The following is a 15,418-nucleotide window of genomic DNA, read 5'->3' on the forward strand; positions in this document are numbered from 1 at the left end:
GCAAAAGGGGAGTGTATCATGTCTGACTATACAACCATTGCGCTGATAGGACCCGGTGCGATTGGCACCACCATTGCCGCGGTACTGCATGACGCTGGCCGCACGCCATTGCTCTGCGGACGGACCGCGCATCCGGAATTACGCCTGCGCCACGACGAAGGTGAAACGGTGGTGCCCGGTCCGGTACTAACCGACCCGACGGCCATTACGCGTCCCGTTGATCTCGTGTTTATCGCAGTGAAAACGACGCAAAATGCCGACAGCGCCGGATGGCTGCGCGCGCTGTGCGATGAAAATACGGTGGTCTGCGCCCTGCAAAACGGCGTAGAGCAGAAGGCTCAGCTTGAGCCTTTGGTCAGTGGCGCAACGGTGCTGCCGTCGGTAGTCTGGTTCCCGGCGCAGCGCGAGCCGGATGCCTCCGTCTGGCTGCGCGCCAAACCGCGCCTGACGCTGCCGGATGTGCCGCAGGCACAGCGGGTGGTGGAGGCGCTTCGCGGTACGCGCTGTGAAGTTGAACTCTCGGCAGATTTCCCCACCGTCGCCTGGCGCAAGCTGCTGCAAAACGCGGTCGCCGGGCTGATGGTGCTCGCTAACCGTCGCGCCGGGATGTTCAGGCGCGAGGATATCAGCGAACTTTCGCTGGCCTACCTGCGCGAGGGGCTGGCCGTCGCCCGCGCCGAAGGGGCGAAGCTGAACGATGACGTGGCGCAGGAGATTCTGGCGAACTTTCAGCGCGCGCCCGAGGACCTCGGTACGTCGATTCTGGCTGACCGTCAGGCGGATCGCCCGATGGAGTGGGATATCCGCAACGGCGTCATCCAGCGCTACGGCCGCAAACACGGCATTGCGGTGCCCATCAGCGACGTGGTGGTACCGCTGCTGGCGGCAGGGAGCGAGGGGCCGGGTTAACGGTTACTGTTTTTCCGTTCGGCGAGGGCTGGCGTTGGGCAATAATCTGGGGATAGTCAGCCTTAAACACATATGCGAAACTTGCCGCTTCTGAAAATATGTGGTGGGACCCGCTCAATGTCAGAACTACATTCGCAGTGCCTTTTCAGTGAAGGACAGATCACCTTTCCTGAGGGTTATCAGGATCGTACCGTCAACGTATTCGCGCCGCCCGCTGCGGATGCGCCGGCGTTCAATATCTCCCGCGATGCCCTCCACCCCGGCGAAGCGCTTGCCGCGTATATCGATCGCCAGCTTGTCCTGATGGAAAAACACATCAAGGGCTGGAAGCAGGGTGAGCGCAGCGCCGCTACGCTTGGCGACAATCTTTCCCAGGGTGAAATTGTCCATGCCAGCTACCTGCGCGACGGGAAACGCATCTGGCAGCAGCAGGCCGTATTTAATGTCGACAGCGATAAAATTCTGGTCTTCACCATGACCTGCACCCGTGCGCTGGGCGATGCCGACAGCGCGCTGTTTGGCGATCTTCTCAGGAGCTTCCGCTTCCACCATTAACACCAGGGACAGTTGTTATGTTTGAAGCAGCACGCGTTGGCGATGATATCGGACATTCCGGTGCGCTGGCCGGGATGATTGCCGGAACGATTGTCGGTGGCCTGATTGCCGCCGCCGGGGGCATCCTGGCGGGGGCCATGTTTATTGCGGGTCTCGGCGCATCCTGTCTTGGGGTGGGCGTCCTGCTCGTCGGCGCCAGCCTGGCCGTGGGATATTATACCGGGGAGCTGGCGACCGCCGCCCGGGACAGCATCGCGGACGCCGGGGCATCCAGCATGACGAAGAAAGGCGTCATCACCTCCGGCTCGCCCAATGTGTATATCAATGGTAAACCCGCAGCCATGGCAACAGACAGCACGGTGAAGTGCTCTGACGACGGCTCGCAGCAGATGGCCGAAGGCTCTTCGCGGGTCTCTATCAACGGCCTGCCTGCGGCACGCATCGGGGATCGAACCACCTGCGACGCGAAGGTGATGACCGGTTCGAACAACGTCATTATCGGCGGCGATCCGCAGCAAACCCTGCCCATTCAGTCTGAAGTCCCCGAGTGGCTCTACAAAGTCTCCGATCTTACCCTGCTGTTCGCCGGGCTTATCGGCGGGTGGGGCGGTGCCGCTGGTAAAGTCGGGGCGCTCTCTAAGCTGCTGGGAAAAATCCCCGGTATCAACAAGCTGGCCCGTATCGCCTGTCGCGCCGGCACGCTGATGACCGGCGTGGCGGCCGCGGGGATTATCGCCCGCCCGGTAGATATCGTCAGCGGACAGAAGTTTCTCAGCGGGGATGATGAGCTGGACTTCGTCCTGCCTTCCCGTCTTCCGGTGCGCTGGCAGCGCTATTGGCGCAGCGGCAACCCCGGCGACAGCGTGCTGGGCCGCGGCTGGAGCCTGTTCTGGGAAAGCCGCCTTGAGCCGTATCAGGACGGCCTGGTGTGGCGCGCGCCGTCCGGCGATTACGTCGCCTTCCCGAAGGTCCCTAAAGGGATGCGCACCTACTGCGAAAGCGAAAAGAACTGGCTTGAACATCATCAGGACGACAGCTGGTCGGTGTATGACGTCAGCGGCGAACGCTGGCGCTATTCACCGCTTAAGGATGATGCCCCGTCGCTGCTCCAGCGCATCTCTGAACCCTGCGGCAACGATATCCTCTTCGAGTGGAATGCGGATAATACCCTGCATGCCCTGACCGACAGCGCGGGCCAGCGCGTGGTCTGCCGCTACGACCGTGACAGGCTCCTCGGCGCCTGGCTGGATGACGAGATCTGCCTGGTCAGTTACGCTTATGATGAACAGCGCCAGCTGGTCTGTGTGACCGGCCGGGGCGGTAGCGTGCGCCGACGCTTCCGCTGGCAGGACGGGCTGATGAGCGCCCACGAGGACGTCAACGGCCTGCTGAGCGAATACCGCTGGCGGGAGATTGACGGCCTGCCGCGCGTGGTCGGCTTCCGCCACAGCGGCGGCGAACAGCTGACGTTCGAATATGATTTTGATAACGGCACCCGCCGCGCGACCCGCGAAGACGGCGCTCAGGCGCACTGGCTGGTGGACGACGACGACAACGTCGCGCGCTTCGCGGATTACGACGGTCGCCAGACGACGTTTGTTTACCGCGACGGCGAGCTCTGCGACGTTATTCTGCCCGGCGGCGCGATGCGCCGCAGCACGTGGGACAAATACGGCCGCATGACCAGCGAGACGGACCCGGCGGGCCGCCGCACCGAGTATCACTGGCATCGCCTGACCGACCGCATCACCCGCACGGTGTACCCGGACGGCACCTCATCGCAGGCCATGTACGACCTTCGCGGTCGTCTGCTGTCGGAAACGTATCCGGCCGGTAGCACCACCGCGTATCGCTATCCTGACGATGAAGAAAACCTGCCGGAGAGCATTACCGACGCCGTCGGCGGCGTGGTGCGCCTGGTCTGGAACCACCAGGGGCTGCTGACGCAGCGCACCGACTGCTCCGGCAGCGTCACCCGCTTCACCTACGATCGATTCGGGCAGCTGATTGCCAGTGAGGATGCGGAAGGGAATATCACGCGCCGGGAGTGGAGCCGTGCCGGGCTGCTGATCGCCGTGATCCACCCGGACGGCAGCCGCGAGTCGCTGGTGTGGAACGAACGCGGCCAGCTCACGGGCTGGCGCGATCCGCTGGAAAGCGAGGTGAGCTGGGCCTACAACGTGCTCGGCCTCCCGGTCAGCCTCACCGACCGTATTGGCCGCGTGCGCCAGTGGCGCTACGACCCGCGCGGCAACCTGCTGCGACTTGATAACGGCAACGGGGCGGAATACCGCTTCACCTACGACGCCGTGGGCCGCCCGCTCAGCGAAACGCGCCCGGATGAGACCGTGCGCCATATGGAATGGGACGCGCGAGGGTTCCTCTGCGCGCTCGAAGAAAACGGACGGCCTGCCGCCGACGGCGGCATCGCCCGTCGCGTCCAGCAGTTCAGCTATGACGACAGCGGGCTGCTGATCGGACGCACTCAGCGCCAAGCGGAGTACCGCTACTTCCGCGATCTGAGCGGCCAGATCACCCGCATACGCCGCACGCCGACGGCCGAAGGCGTTGCCCTGGGTATAGAAAGCGATGAGATCGCTTACCGCCACGACGCCGCCGGGCGCGTGCTGAGCGAGTCCGGCATTAACGGCGCGGTGGGCTACGAATGGGATGCCCTGAGCAACCTGACCGGCCTGACGCTGCCCGGCGAGCAAAAGCTGGCGTGGCTGCACTACGGCTCCGGCCACGTCAGCGCCATCCGCTTCGGGCAGCAGCTGGTGACCGAGTTCACCCGCGACCGCCTGCACCGCGAGGTGCGCCGCACTCAGGGCGCGCGCGAGCAGATTCGCCATTATGACAGCCTCGGCAGACGCACCCTGCAGCGCAGCGAATTAAGCACGGACGTGACCCTGCCGGAGCAGGCGATACTGGAACGCCTGTATCGCTACACCGCACGCGGCGAGCTTTCCGGCGTCAGCGACACCCTGCGCGGTGAGGTGGACTACGGCTACGACGCCGAAGGGCGTCTGCTGAAGCACTACGAGGCCCGCCAGGGGCACAGCCGCGCGCAGTTCAGCTATGACGCCGCGGATAACCTCGCCGCCAATGACGATGCGGAACCGGTCACGGATAACCGCCTGCAGCACTGGCAGGCGCTGTTTATGAAATACGACTCCTGGGGCAACCTGGTCAGCCGCCGGAACGGGCTGTATGAACAGCATTATGCGTATGACGCCGAGAACCGTCTGGTGTCCGCCCGGGGAACCGGGCCGGAAGGGCGGTTTGAGGCGCGCTATCACTACGACGCTCTGGGCCGCCGTACGCGCAAAATCGTCACTACGACGCACGGCACCACAGAAACGCGCTTCCTGTGGCAGGGCTACCGCCTGCTGCAGGAGCAGCAGGAGCAGCAGGAGAGCGGGCTGTGCAGCACCTATGTTTACGATCCGAATGAGGCCTGGAGCCCGCTGGCGCGGGTGGATCACCTTCGAGACCAGAGCAGCGGTGAGATTTACTGGTTCAACACCGACCTGAACGGCGCGCCGCTGGAAGTCACAGACGAGCGCGGCGCGGTGTGCTGGAGCGGCCAGTTCGACAGCTTTGGCGAGGTACGCCACCAGAGCGAAGGGTTCTCACGGGTTGTGAACCGTACGGCGATGCCACACCAGCCGCTTCGCTATGCCGGGCAGTACGCTGACGGTGAAACGGGATTGCACTATAACCTGTTCCGCTACTACGACCCGCAGGTCGGGCGGTTTATTGTGCAGGACCCGATTGGGTTGAATGGTGGGTGGAACCTTTATCAGTATGCGCCAAATCCGTTGGGGTGGATTGATCCGTGGGGACTCTCTGCGCAAGGTTTAGTTCGTTATAAACCAGATCCCACCCTTAGCGCGCAACCGGGAGCTAGGGCGACAGCAATAAGCCGAGCATGGGGAGAAGAAAGGGAACTAGTTGCGGCTGGTGGTGGAAGCCGAGACTGGACGGCCGCTGAACGCGAAGTAATATTAAGCACAAAAAATAATCGCCAATTATCGTCGGTTATGTCCGAAATGGGTTATACAGGCCATCATATCAATAGTGTGAAAGGTAATGGTGTTCTGGGAGGGAAATGGCAAGGTGATCCAAGGAATATTGTATTTCTCCAGAATGCTAATCATCCAAGCGGCTATGATGAGCATTTACATGGTCTACAAGGCCACCGTGGCAGCTATGAGACTCCAGGTAAAGGACGATTGATAGACCGTAATCTTACCCGTAAGAATTTGAAGAGCTGTCAATAATATCAATGAATATGCTGAATGTGAGGTATTGTTATGAGTGAAATTGAAGAGTCTTTAAAAAAACTTGTTGCTGTTTGCAAAAAATTCTCGCTGTCAGGGAATTTTAATACAATCAATGACTTGGATAATGCATTCCCGTCCAGCTTACCTCGTTCAACAGATGTTGATTACTTATATAAAAATTATAATCCTGAAAAATTAAAGATTGAAACAGGCTTCACGCCAATTAAAATTCATTCTGTCAGTGAGCTCTCGAAGGCTCAAAGTGGTTATGAATACTTACCAAACAATTATCTTGTTTTTGGTGATGATTTAGGTGGAGGTAAACCTATAATTGCGGTTATCGATGAAGGGAATACCTCTGTCTATGCTAGTTATGATGTAATTGAACCATTTAAAATAGCTGGCAGTCTCTCTGGGTTTATATTTTCATTGGCTGAGCTTATTGATTTGGTATATGGTCAATACGATATCTTTGATATAGCAGATGATAATGACGAAGTGAAAGATGACTTTATTGATGAGTTGCGGAAAAGAATTGTGCCTCTTATCGGTAATGAAAGTTTTAATGCATTCTATGATTATTTTTATGGCTAGGGCACATGTTTTTTTATTTAGATAAATGAATGGAATATGCCGGAAACCATTAAGTTCCGGCTTTAATTACTACCATCTATTTTTCCATAATAGAGGTTGAGTATCTAAGATCACTAAGTCATGACCTTTGCAAGGAGAGCTTATGCCTATTTCATATGGTAAACCTGCAAATTAAGATGAAATTAAAGTTCTGGAGAGGAAATTCAAAATCAGTTTACCTGAAGATTATAAAGAATTTCTCAGGTTGAAAAATGGCTTTGTTGTAAAATCTCCGGATTTTTGTGAGTTGGAGTATGAAGGTGTCGATGACGGGGTTATCGCTTTTTATGCCCTTTTTGGAATAAATATGAAAAATCCAAACCACTACATTTTTCGTCAAAATGAAGATTTTTTAAGTGAACTTGATTTCATTGATGATAAGTAAATTATTGGTGATGATCCTGGAGGTAATTTTTACCTTATATTAAATGGCAGTGAAAGCCAAGGTGTGTATTATTGGGACAGAACACATCTACATGCTGAGGATGATATCCAAGAGTCTGAAATCGCTGAGAAAAATGAGTGCGGCAATATCTATGAAATTACTAATAGTTTTACGGAATTATACAAGGAAATTTGTGAGGCATCTCTTGATGCAGGAATGAATGTAACTGTTGATTTATGATATTTCAAAATAAATCCATAATCAGAATATGATCATGGCTTATTTTTTTTACATTTAGATGCTAGTAAATAGATAAACAGTAATAAAAAGAATGACAGATATGCTTGTATTTTGCCATTGGTAATAATGCCATTGCATAGAAAAAAGGCATTACACAGAAAGCGGCTCAGAATTTGTTAAGGGAAAAATGCTTACTCCAAATCATCTTAGTGCGAATACTATAATTCTTGTCCCAAGAGATCTTCATGATAATGTGCAACATATTGGCTCCGCATCTGATATGAGGAGGAAAGGAAAATGTTGAAAAATTAGAGCGCTTTGGAGCGAAACCGGCATCATTACCATCAGATGAATTTATAAAGTGTTTAAATACATTAGAAGCATCAATAGGGCTAATCCCTGAAAGTTATCGTGCCTATTTACTTCATTTTGGCGCTTCTGTTCTTTTTAATATAAACATTGTTTTCAAAGTGTTACAACCATCTCTATGGTCTGATGATCAAGGAAACGATACGCTTGAGTCTTTGTACGGCCTTGCAGAATCGGGTAAAGAGTATACTGTGTTTGAAATGGCTGATACATACCGGAATGATTTTCTCGATCTTTAAAATAGTAATACTATGTATTTATTTAAGTGTAATTAATCTAATGCATGAAAAGAGAGGGGTTATATGCATACTACGCGAGTAATGGGAGAAGGATATGAACCTTACGTTGAGCAATTAGGTGATAAATTGATTTATTCATTACCTGTTGAATCGGGGTTTGTCAGTTTTCATTTTGAGTTTGATATTCGTCAGACCGATCTTGACATCCTGTTGTCCGATCATTACCGGCGGGCCGTCCTGGAAGTGTCCGCACACACTTTGCTCCAGCGCTCGACGTTAAAGGGACATAAACATTTTACTCAGAACGATTTTGATAACCTTATTGCCACTACCCTTCATGCATCGCAAGAGCATCTTAACGCATTCATTTCTAAGATTAATCGTGAGCACAATATTTCGATTGAACATTATGTAAATGACATAGTGAATAGACGCTTAACTAAAGGATGAATTTACCGATCCCAGATAAGGTCGATATTATTGTCAAAATCACGCTGGATCGATAGCTCTTTTCAATCTCGTGCTGCCCAAAGTGGTCAAAATCGATTTTTCGTGATAAGCGCTCAGGTGGTTCTTTTTTTTTCATGGAGAAGCTTTCCATAAACGCTTATCTGTCGGTGTCGTCGTGATGCCTGTCTTTTACCTTGCTAAACATTTTTCCGGGACTGGAGGCAGGTAAGGAAACAGAATCAGGATGAGCTAGCGTATTGTGACGCTTTATCTCATTGCCTGGCGCTCTTCATTGCATCCTGCTTCCCCGGGTTGCATTGTTTTTTTGTACCGGGAAGATAAAAATGCCCCGATGGATCCGGATCTGTTCCGCCCGGACAACCCGCTCGGCCATTAGATGAGACGGTACCATCAGAACCGCTTCCGCCATCAGAGCCATTTCCTCCATCACCACCCTTACCGCCATCAGCAGAATTTACAGCGAATGAACTGAGTAAGAGCAAACAGGCAATAGCGCGTTTATTCATTAAAACCTCCATTGTTCTATCCATAAATGTTCAGGAAAATATTCCCGTAAGGTTCCCTTTCGGAATATTTCACAGGTACACCTCACGTCTGACTTTCAATATTCGCTCTGACCGCCTTCAGCGTCCTTTTACGGATCCAGCCGCTGCCCGCCCGTATTGCCAGCCAGTAAGCCGCCATTCTGAGCCGGGTGCTTCTGTCCGGGCAATATACGAACGTTTCTGTACTGAGTTCATGCTGCCCTGGCGCCAATTCCGTTACTTGATAGCGCAGCAACAATGTCGCGCTGCCCGGCGTCACTGACGTCTGAAAAGCGCTGACATCCGGTACTTTTTCCAGACCAAAATTTGAACGCCAGAACTGTCCTCGCAAGCCATAGCAGAGCTCAGATGCTGAGTTTTTCAAAAGGGTAAAACTGTGCAAGCCAAAGTTGCCGATGGAGTTAGCCTGCTGATTACGCAGAAATTTCTGCGGTAATTGCCGTAAAAACATCAGCCGCCGAATGACGACATCTTGCCGGACGTCAAAGTTTGCAATCAACGGCAGAATATGTTCGGGATGCGCAGTATGAATGACCGTTCGGTGTTTTTCATGAAACTGGAACTGAGGTAAAAAAGCGGGGACATCCTGCCACTGAGCAAGCGCTTTGCGGGTTACGAATCCAGGATTCAGCATTTCTCTTCCTTGTCATCCCTTGAGTGCAGCCAGAGTATCAGATGGCGTTCCGCAAGCAATTACCAGGAAAAGAGAGGGTATCTGGCCGAAATGCTCCCCCATCCGCAGCAGCAGAATTCCGGCCTCCCATCACCCGCCTCAGTGTGCCGTGATATACGGCTCCTTCACAAACTCCGCCAGCAGCCAGACCATATCATGCAGCAGCCCGGTCAGTTCTTTCGCCACGCTCATGGGCAGTGTTCCGCCCATCACCGCCAGCGTTAACGCTACGGCATAATCCACCTGCAACGTCGTTTCCTGCCAGCAGTCCGGCACGCAGGAGGTAATCTTTTCCCCCGCAACCAACTGTTCAACCAGATACGGCGGAAGTTCCGAGTCACAGCACTCGCGCAGCCGTTTCAGCGCAGCCAGTAATCGCGTACAGAGCATGGCAAACGTCACCGCGTCGCCGTTTCCACCAGTACGCTTACGTAAGCGGCGCAGGCATCGGCCAGTTCGAAGAGATCCGCGGAATCGGAATTTGGGTGGTTGATGAGATGATGAACAGCGCTTTCCTCAGAAAGCGCGTAGGAAAATTCAGGGATAGTCGCCATTTAGCATCCTCTTTGTCCAAAAATGTCATGTCATGCTAACGGGTTCCTACGCCCGGTTACGGATGTGCCGCAACGCAGGCACTTTACGGCGGTGAAAAAAGGAAGGAAAGGGGATGCCCCTGAATTACATAAGGTTGCTTGCAGGTTTGCGAGGCAGCTTCCAGAACGGCATTGCCGGGTGGCGGCTACGCCTGACCCGGCCTACAAAAATCACAGCCCTGTAGGCCCGCGCTAGCGCAGCGCCGCCGGGCCTTCCTGCTGTAAAATGGGTTTTTGCCGATCGTGTGTGAATATCTGCCATTTTATCTGCGACGTACTCAGGGTAAAAATGGCCGTGGCCAGCGTGTTCTCTTCATCCGGGTCGTGTGGCGAGAGACGATAAATCGGGAGCGCGGGATCATGCTGGTCTGAAAGAATACCCAGAGCCGCTGCAGCATCAAGGTGAGATTGCGTATCCAGCCAGGCGTTTAGCCGCTGCTGGCGTGACCGGGAGCTGTCAGTGATTACCTGCTCAACCGCATCAAGCTGAGGGTGGATAAGGTGATTAGCATGGGCGAAAACATCCCGCAGCGGCGTGACGGAACAGCCTGTTCCCGTCGCCTCCACGCTAAACAGCCGGCTGTCTCCCATTTGTCCCAGCGTATGATGAAAGGCTCCGGCGCGTGGTGATGAGGTCAGTATAGTGATAGCTTCATCCAGGCTGGCGGCATTCAGCGCAGCGCGGGCAAGTATCTGGCGCGGCATGCCGTTCGGACGGTGCAAAGCGCGTATGTTATTCACCGTGTTCACCACACCCTTTTCGTTTACGGCGAAGGTGTGTCCGCAAATCGATCCCGGATATGCGAAACTGGTGAACGCCAGGCCATCATCCGGGGTGATGCTGACGATGGCGCAGTCATTGCGAAGCTGCGGGAAACCGTCTTCATTATGCGCGATAATCAGCTCTCCCTCCGCGGTGCTTCCCGCTACCGTGGTGCAACCATCAGAGGTTGAGCGCACCAGATCGCCGCGGCAGTTCCAGGCAAACACCTCATCAAACGGTGCATCCAGGCCCTCGGCCAATCCCTCCAGCTCCTGCCAGATCGGGGGATACTGAGACTGCACCCGCGAGCGCATGCTCCGGGTCTGTTCTGCGTCTTTCATGGCGGTAACGGTTTGCCACAGCGCCGTTTGCGTCAGTTTTGCATGCCAGGCCTCGCGTCCGAACGCGCCAAGCGCCTGACCTACTGCAAAAGCGGAACCAAGAATGTCGATTTTTTTCATAGGGTTATCATTCACTTCTATTCAGGATACGTGTTGCAAAAATTCTTTCAGGCGTGGATTGCGACTGCTATTCAGCAGCATATCAGGTGGACCATCTTCGGCAATGGTACCGCCATCAATAAAGATGAGCCGCGATGCCACATCGCGGGCGAAGCCAATTTCATGGGTCACAATCACCATGGTCATGCCTTCTTCGGCCAGCGAGCGCATGACTTTCAGCACCTCATGCCGTAATTCGGGGTCCAGCGCTGATGTCGGCTCATCGAACAGCATCATTTTCGGCTTCACCGCCAGGGCTCTGGCGATGGCCACGCGTTGCTGCTGACCGCCAGAAAGCTCTGATGGGTAGTGACTGGCGCGTTCGCGTAAGCCAACGCGGTCCAGCAGCGCCAGCGCCTGTTCCCGCGCGGCGGCTTTGCTCTGTTTGCGTACGCGAACCGGACCAAACATCACATTCTCCAGCGCCGTCAGGTGGGGAAACAGATGGAACTGCTGAAACACCATCCCGGCTTCACGGCGGATATCACATTCGTTAGCGTGAGGATCGGTAATATGCATTCCCGCTACCAGCAGCGTGCCGGAGGAAATTTCCTCCAGCTTGTTAATGCAGCGCAGCAGCGTCGATTTGCCCGAACCGGAAGGTCCGATGATCACCACGACTTCGCCAGCATCAATTTTTAAATTGATGTCGTGCAGCACCCGAGTGGCACCGAAATTTTTCGACACCGCGCTAAATTCAACCATGCTCATAAAATATGGATCCTCTTCTCCAGTTGCTTCAGCAGGAAACTCAGGCACAGCGTCACCAGCAGGTAGATCATTGCCACTGCGGTCCAGACTTCCAGCGCGCGGAAATTACCGGCAATAATTTCTTGCCCCTGACGAGTCAATTCCGCCACACCAATCACAATAAACAGCGAGGTGTCTTTAATACTGATAATCCACTGATTACCCAACGCAGGGATCATCCGGCGTAATGCCAGCGGCATAATGACATGCCATAGCGTGCTGCGCTGGGATAATCCCATTGCCAGGCTGGCCTCTCTAAAACCTTTATTAATTGAGAGGATCGCTCCTCGGGTGATTTCTGCAATATAAGCACCCGAGTTAATCACAATGGTCGTAATGGCCGCCGTTACCGGGTCGATATGAATCGGTAACACCATGGGGAGTGCGAAGTAAATAAACATCACTTGCACCATAATAGGCGTTCCGCGGATTAACTCGACAAAGACTAAAGAGACTGTCTTTGATATTTTTCCTCCGAGCGCCCGGCAGGTTCCCGCCAGCAGGCCAATAACAAAACCACCCAATAAACCTGATAATGAAATAATCAGCGTCAGCTGTAGTCCTTGCAACAGCAGCGGCAGGGACTCCCAAATATATTTACTGTCGAAATTCATATGTTACCCGTTAAGATGCAACGAGGTCGGATCGCTCCGACCTGGCGGGATTATTTTGGCTGTTTAGCAAACCACTTCACGTAAATCTTGCTGTACGTCCCGTCCGCACGTAACGCCTGCAGCGCAGCGTTGATCTTCGGCGTCAGAGCGCTGTTCTTCTGCATGGCAAAGCCATAGTGCTGCGGCAGAATGCTGTCAGTCTCGCCGGTCGATTTCACTTTGCCATCGCCCGCCGTTTTTACGTAATAGAGCACGTTGGGGGAATCATGCACCACGGCATCAAGGTTACCGGCCTGCAAATCAAGATAGGCGTTGTCGATATTCGGGAATTCAACATAGTTCGCCTTATATTTGCTTTTCATAAAGCTGGCCGCCGCCGTTCCCTGCTTTAATCCCACTTTCTTTCCTGCTAAATCGCTGAATTTAGTAATGGTGTTATCGCTGCTTTTCACCGCCATTAGTAAATCAGCATCATAATAACCGTCGCTGAAATCGACGACCTGTTTACGCGCGTCGGTTATCGTAATGCCCGCCATGGCGACATCCAGATTGCGTGATTGTAAACCCGGGATCAGTCCCCCAAAATCCATCGGGCGTAATTCGTAGCTGACATCCATTTTTTTAGCTATGGCATCCCACAAATCAATATCAAAGCCGACGTATTTATCGCCTTGTTTAAATTCAAAGGGGACAAAGGCGGTATCAACGCCAACCGTTAATTTATCCTGCGCTTGTGCCACAAAACTGGCGGAGCAAGCGACCAGCGCTAACGTAACTTTTAATTTAGTGAATAATCCAGACATGATAACCCTCGGCGTCAGTGAAGTAGCGTGCATGAATGTCACCCGGCGAAATACATCGGCGGAATGGGAAAATAAAAAGTTGATATGCAGGGCGCACTTTCATGCGCCAGATTTAAAGCGAAAGCTTATGCGGGAATAATCTCATCCCGGCTGTCGGGTACCGGCGTCTGTGCGCCGTTCATTACCATTGAGAGAAAACTGTAATAGCCATTAATGCCGATCAGATCCACCACGCCTTTCTCGCCCCAGAGCGCGATAGCGTGCTGCCAGGTGGCATCGCTGACCTTCTGCTGCTCCTGTAACTCCTTGCAAAAGTGATAGACCGCCCATTCATCTGGCTGCAGATCCTCTGGAAGACGCTTTTCATTAATCGCCTGCACCGACGCGGCAGAAATACCCTTCTCGCGCGCTATCGGCGCGTGAATCGCCCACTCAACAGGCTGCGACCAGTGCCGCGCGGTCATCAAAATCGCCAGTTCCGACAGGCGCTGTCCCAGCGCGCTGCGATAACGCAGGTATTCTCCCATGCGTTGCGCATGCGCCATGAGCTCTGGACTGCGCAGCAGCGGCTCGAAAGGTGGCAGCAGCGCACCGCGGGGCCCGTTGATTATCTCTTCGGCCAACGCGCGCTGCTGGTCGTCCCACTCATGCTCCGCCAGCGGCGGTAAACGATTGATCATAATTTGCTGGTCTCTTCGCGAATCACGGTGTTCAGCGTGTCCACCACAAAGTCGAGCTGGCCAGGCGTGACGATAAACGGTGGTGCGATCAGGATATGGTCGCCGTACTGTCCGTCAATGGTTCCACCCATTGGATAGACCATCAGCCCACGTGACATACAGTTTGCTTTGATTGCTGCATGCAGCTTCAGGGCAGGATCGAAGGGGGTTTTGCTGGCTTTATCGCGCACCAGCTCAACCCCCGCAAACAAGCCGCGCCCGCGCGTATCACCGACGTGCGGTAATTCCCCCAGCACTTCACGCAATGCGTTGTGCAGGTAAGCCCCCTGTTGCCTGACCGCCTGCAGCAAATTATCGCGCGCAATCACCTGCTGCACGGCCAGAGCTGCGGAAGCGGCGGTCGCGTGGCAAATGTAGGTGTGCCCGTGCTGGAACAGACCGCTACCGGCCTGCAGCGCTGAGACAACCTTCTCGCTCGCTAATACTGCGCCAATCGGCTGATAGCCGCCCCCCAGCCCCTTCGCGATGGTCACCAAATCCGGCACCACATCATCCTGTTCAAACGCATGCAATGTGCCGGTGCGTCCCATGCCACACATGACTTCATCCGCGATATAGAGGATGCCGTATTTATCACACAGGTTGCGCACGCCTTTAAGATAGCCCGGGGTAGGCGGCGTGGCGCCGGTGGTGGCTCCCACCACGGTTTCTGCACAGAAACCAATAATGGTGTCGGGACCGGCCTCAATAATGGCTTGCTCCAGCTCGTTGAGCAGACGCGTGGTGTATTGCTGCTGGGTTTCGTCTGCGCGGCGGTCGCGATATTCATTGCAGGCCGAAACGCGGATCACGTCGATCAGCAAGGGAGCAAACTGGCGGCGACGCCATTCGTTGCCTCCCACCGCGAGCGCCCCAAGGGTATTGCCATGATAGCTCTGCTTACGGGCGATAAATTTGGTGCGCGACGGCTGTCCGATCTCAACAAAGTACTGGCGCGCCAGCTTAAGCGCGGTTTCAACCGCTTCCGAACCGCCCGAAACGAAATAGGCATAGTTAAGATCGCCAGGCGCGGTGCGCGTCAGCTGTTCAGCAAGCTGTTCAACGGTGTCGCTGGTAAAAAAACTGGTGTGGGCATAGGCCAGCCGATCGATCTGGCGATGCATCGCAGCCAGCACGTCAGGATGCGCGTGGCCTAAACAGGAAACGGCGGCGCCACCGCAGGCATCCAGATACTGTTTTCCCTGTGCATCAAAAATGTACGCCCCCTGGGCGCGTACCGCCACGGCGGGCGTGCTGCGTAAACTGCGGTGAATGATATGGGTCATGCGGGTCCTGCTCCTGAATGCGCTGTGCTAATAAAGCGCATCTTGCAGGATCCATTTGTATCGCGTCAATTTCATTTTGATCCAA

14 protein-coding genes and 1 pseudogene are annotated in these 15,418 nt (G+C 54.2%); 6 read left to right on the forward strand and 9 right to left on the reverse strand.

From position 1 onward, the window contains the following. Positions 1 to 18 precede the first annotated feature (18 nt). From KGP22_RS05515 to KGP22_RS05540, 6 genes are all read left to right on the forward strand, one after another. The gene (locus KGP22_RS05515; protein ID WP_223581511.1) at positions 19 to 909 is read left to right on the forward strand and encodes an oxidoreductase; all 891 of its coding nucleotides are present in this window, start codon (positions 19 to 21) and stop codon (positions 907 to 909) included. A 117-nt stretch (positions 910 to 1,026) separates the two neighbouring features. Continuing rightward, positions 1,027 to 1,464 (forward strand): DUF1795 domain-containing protein, encoded by a 438-nt coding sequence (locus KGP22_RS05520; protein ID WP_111964465.1) that lies wholly within the window; start codon positions 1,027 to 1,029, stop codon positions 1,462 to 1,464. A gap of 17 nt (positions 1,465 to 1,481) precedes the next feature. After that, entirely contained in the window at positions 1,482 to 5,747 is a 4,266-nt protein-coding gene (locus KGP22_RS05525; protein WP_223581514.1) for an RHS repeat-associated core domain-containing protein, read from the forward strand. Between the two features lie 33 nt (positions 5,748 to 5,780). Continuing rightward, positions 5,781 to 6,344 carry a hypothetical protein gene (locus KGP22_RS05530; RefSeq protein WP_045401990.1) on the forward strand — a complete coding sequence of 188 codons (564 nt, stop codon included), beginning with the start codon at positions 5,781 to 5,783 and terminating at the stop codon, positions 6,342 to 6,344. A gap of 208 nt (positions 6,345 to 6,552) precedes the next feature. Further along, positions 6,553 to 6,768: a hypothetical protein gene (locus KGP22_RS05535; RefSeq protein WP_245405366.1), complete on the forward strand. Its 216-nt coding sequence runs from the start codon at positions 6,553 to 6,555 to the stop codon at positions 6,766 to 6,768. Positions 6,769 to 7,679: 911 nt separating this feature from the next. Then, positions 7,680 to 8,066 (forward strand): hypothetical protein, encoded by a 387-nt coding sequence (locus KGP22_RS05540; protein WP_149366067.1) that lies wholly within the window; start codon positions 7,680 to 7,682, stop codon positions 8,064 to 8,066. A gap of 272 nt (positions 8,067 to 8,338) precedes the next feature. On the opposite strand, the gene KGP22_RS05545 is transcribed toward KGP22_RS05540, so the two are convergent. The 9 genes and pseudogenes from KGP22_RS05545 to KGP22_RS05585 all read right to left on the reverse strand — a co-directional run bounded on the left by KGP22_RS05545 (position 8,339) and on the right by KGP22_RS05585 (position 15,333). Next, entirely contained in the window at positions 8,339 to 8,593 is a 255-nt protein-coding gene (locus KGP22_RS05545; protein WP_111964480.1) for a hypothetical protein, read from the reverse strand. A gap of 82 nt (positions 8,594 to 8,675) precedes the next feature. Continuing rightward, a complete protein-coding gene (locus tag KGP22_RS05550; protein ID WP_111964461.1) occupies positions 8,676 to 9,266 on the reverse strand; it encodes a hypothetical protein in 591 nt (196 codons plus the stop codon). A gap of 138 nt (positions 9,267 to 9,404) precedes the next feature. Next, positions 9,405 to 9,859, reverse strand: a pseudogene (locus KGP22_RS05555) (hypothetical protein). Between the two features lie 231 nt (positions 9,860 to 10,090). Continuing rightward, positions 10,091 to 11,122, reverse strand: coding sequence for a C45 family peptidase (locus KGP22_RS05560; protein ID WP_223581516.1), 1,032 nt, complete (start codon positions 11,120 to 11,122; stop codon positions 10,091 to 10,093). Between the two features lie 21 nt (positions 11,123 to 11,143). After that, the gene (gene glnQ, locus KGP22_RS05565; RefSeq protein WP_111964479.1) at positions 11,144 to 11,866 is read right to left on the reverse strand and encodes a glutamine ABC transporter ATP-binding protein GlnQ; all 723 of its coding nucleotides are present in this window, start codon (positions 11,864 to 11,866) and stop codon (positions 11,144 to 11,146) included. A gap of 2 nt (positions 11,867 to 11,868) precedes the next feature. Beyond that, on the reverse strand, positions 11,869 to 12,525 hold the full coding sequence (gene glnP / locus KGP22_RS05570) for a glutamine ABC transporter permease GlnP (RefSeq protein WP_024906945.1): 657 nt from the start codon (positions 12,523 to 12,525) through the stop codon (positions 11,869 to 11,871). Between the two features lie 50 nt (positions 12,526 to 12,575). Next, positions 12,576 to 13,328, reverse strand: coding sequence for a glutamine ABC transporter substrate-binding protein GlnH (gene glnH, locus KGP22_RS05575; protein ID WP_111964458.1), 753 nt, complete (start codon positions 13,326 to 13,328; stop codon positions 12,576 to 12,578). 125 nt (positions 13,329 to 13,453) lie between these two features. Next, positions 13,454 to 14,008 carry a carboxymuconolactone decarboxylase family protein gene (locus KGP22_RS05580; RefSeq protein WP_181574023.1) on the reverse strand — a complete coding sequence of 185 codons (555 nt, stop codon included), beginning with the start codon at positions 14,006 to 14,008 and terminating at the stop codon, positions 13,454 to 13,456. Next, positions 14,005 to 15,333 carry an aspartate aminotransferase family protein gene (locus KGP22_RS05585; RefSeq protein ID WP_149366064.1) on the reverse strand — a complete coding sequence of 443 codons (1,329 nt, stop codon included), beginning with the start codon at positions 15,331 to 15,333 and terminating at the stop codon, positions 14,005 to 14,007. The genes KGP22_RS05580 and KGP22_RS05585 overlap by 4 nt, the downstream gene beginning before the upstream one ends. Positions 15,334 to 15,418: the final 85 nt, after the last annotated feature.

Origin of the sequence: Enterobacter sp. JBIWA005 (assembly GCF_019968805.1) — a bacterium.
Taxonomy (GTDB): Bacteria; Pseudomonadota; Gammaproteobacteria; order Enterobacterales; family Enterobacteriaceae; genus Enterobacter; species Enterobacter vonholyi.

What these genes read in the sequence shown, in the direction of transcription:
- KGP22_RS05515 (WP_223581511.1), top strand. Translation starts at nt 19, where the DNA reads ATGTCTGACTATACAACCATTGCGCTGATAGGACCCGGTGCGATTGGC.
- KGP22_RS05550 (WP_111964461.1), bottom strand. Translation starts at nt 9,266, where the DNA reads ATGCTGAATCCTGGATTCGTAACCCGCAAAGCGCTTGCTCAGTGGCAG.
- KGP22_RS05545 (WP_111964480.1), bottom strand. Translation starts at nt 8,593, where the DNA reads ATGAATAAACGCGCTATTGCCTGTTTGCTCTTACTCAGTTCATTCGCT.
- KGP22_RS05530 (WP_045401990.1), top strand. Translation starts at nt 5,781, where the DNA reads ATGAGTGAAATTGAAGAGTCTTTAAAAAAACTTGTTGCTGTTTGCAAA.
- KGP22_RS05580 (WP_181574023.1), bottom strand. Translation starts at nt 14,008, where the DNA reads ATGATCAATCGTTTACCGCCGCTGGCGGAGCATGAGTGGGACGACCAG.
- KGP22_RS05560 (WP_223581516.1), bottom strand. Translation starts at nt 11,122, where the DNA reads ATGAAAAAAATCGACATTCTTGGTTCCGCTTTTGCAGTAGGTCAGGCG.
- glnQ (WP_111964479.1), bottom strand. Translation starts at nt 11,866, where the DNA reads ATGGTTGAATTTAGCGCGGTGTCGAAAAATTTCGGTGCCACTCGGGTG.
- glnP (WP_024906945.1), bottom strand. Translation starts at nt 12,525, where the DNA reads ATGAATTTCGACAGTAAATATATTTGGGAGTCCCTGCCGCTGCTGTTG.
- KGP22_RS05520 (WP_111964465.1), top strand. Translation starts at nt 1,027, where the DNA reads ATGTCAGAACTACATTCGCAGTGCCTTTTCAGTGAAGGACAGATCACC.
- KGP22_RS05585 (WP_149366064.1), bottom strand. Translation starts at nt 15,333, where the DNA reads ATGACCCATATCATTCACCGCAGTTTACGCAGCACGCCCGCCGTGGCG.
- KGP22_RS05525 (WP_223581514.1), top strand. Translation starts at nt 1,482, where the DNA reads ATGTTTGAAGCAGCACGCGTTGGCGATGATATCGGACATTCCGGTGCG.
- glnH (WP_111964458.1), bottom strand. Translation starts at nt 13,328, where the DNA reads ATGTCTGGATTATTCACTAAATTAAAAGTTACGTTAGCGCTGGTCGCT.
- KGP22_RS05540 (WP_149366067.1), top strand. Translation starts at nt 7,680, where the DNA reads ATGCATACTACGCGAGTAATGGGAGAAGGATATGAACCTTACGTTGAG.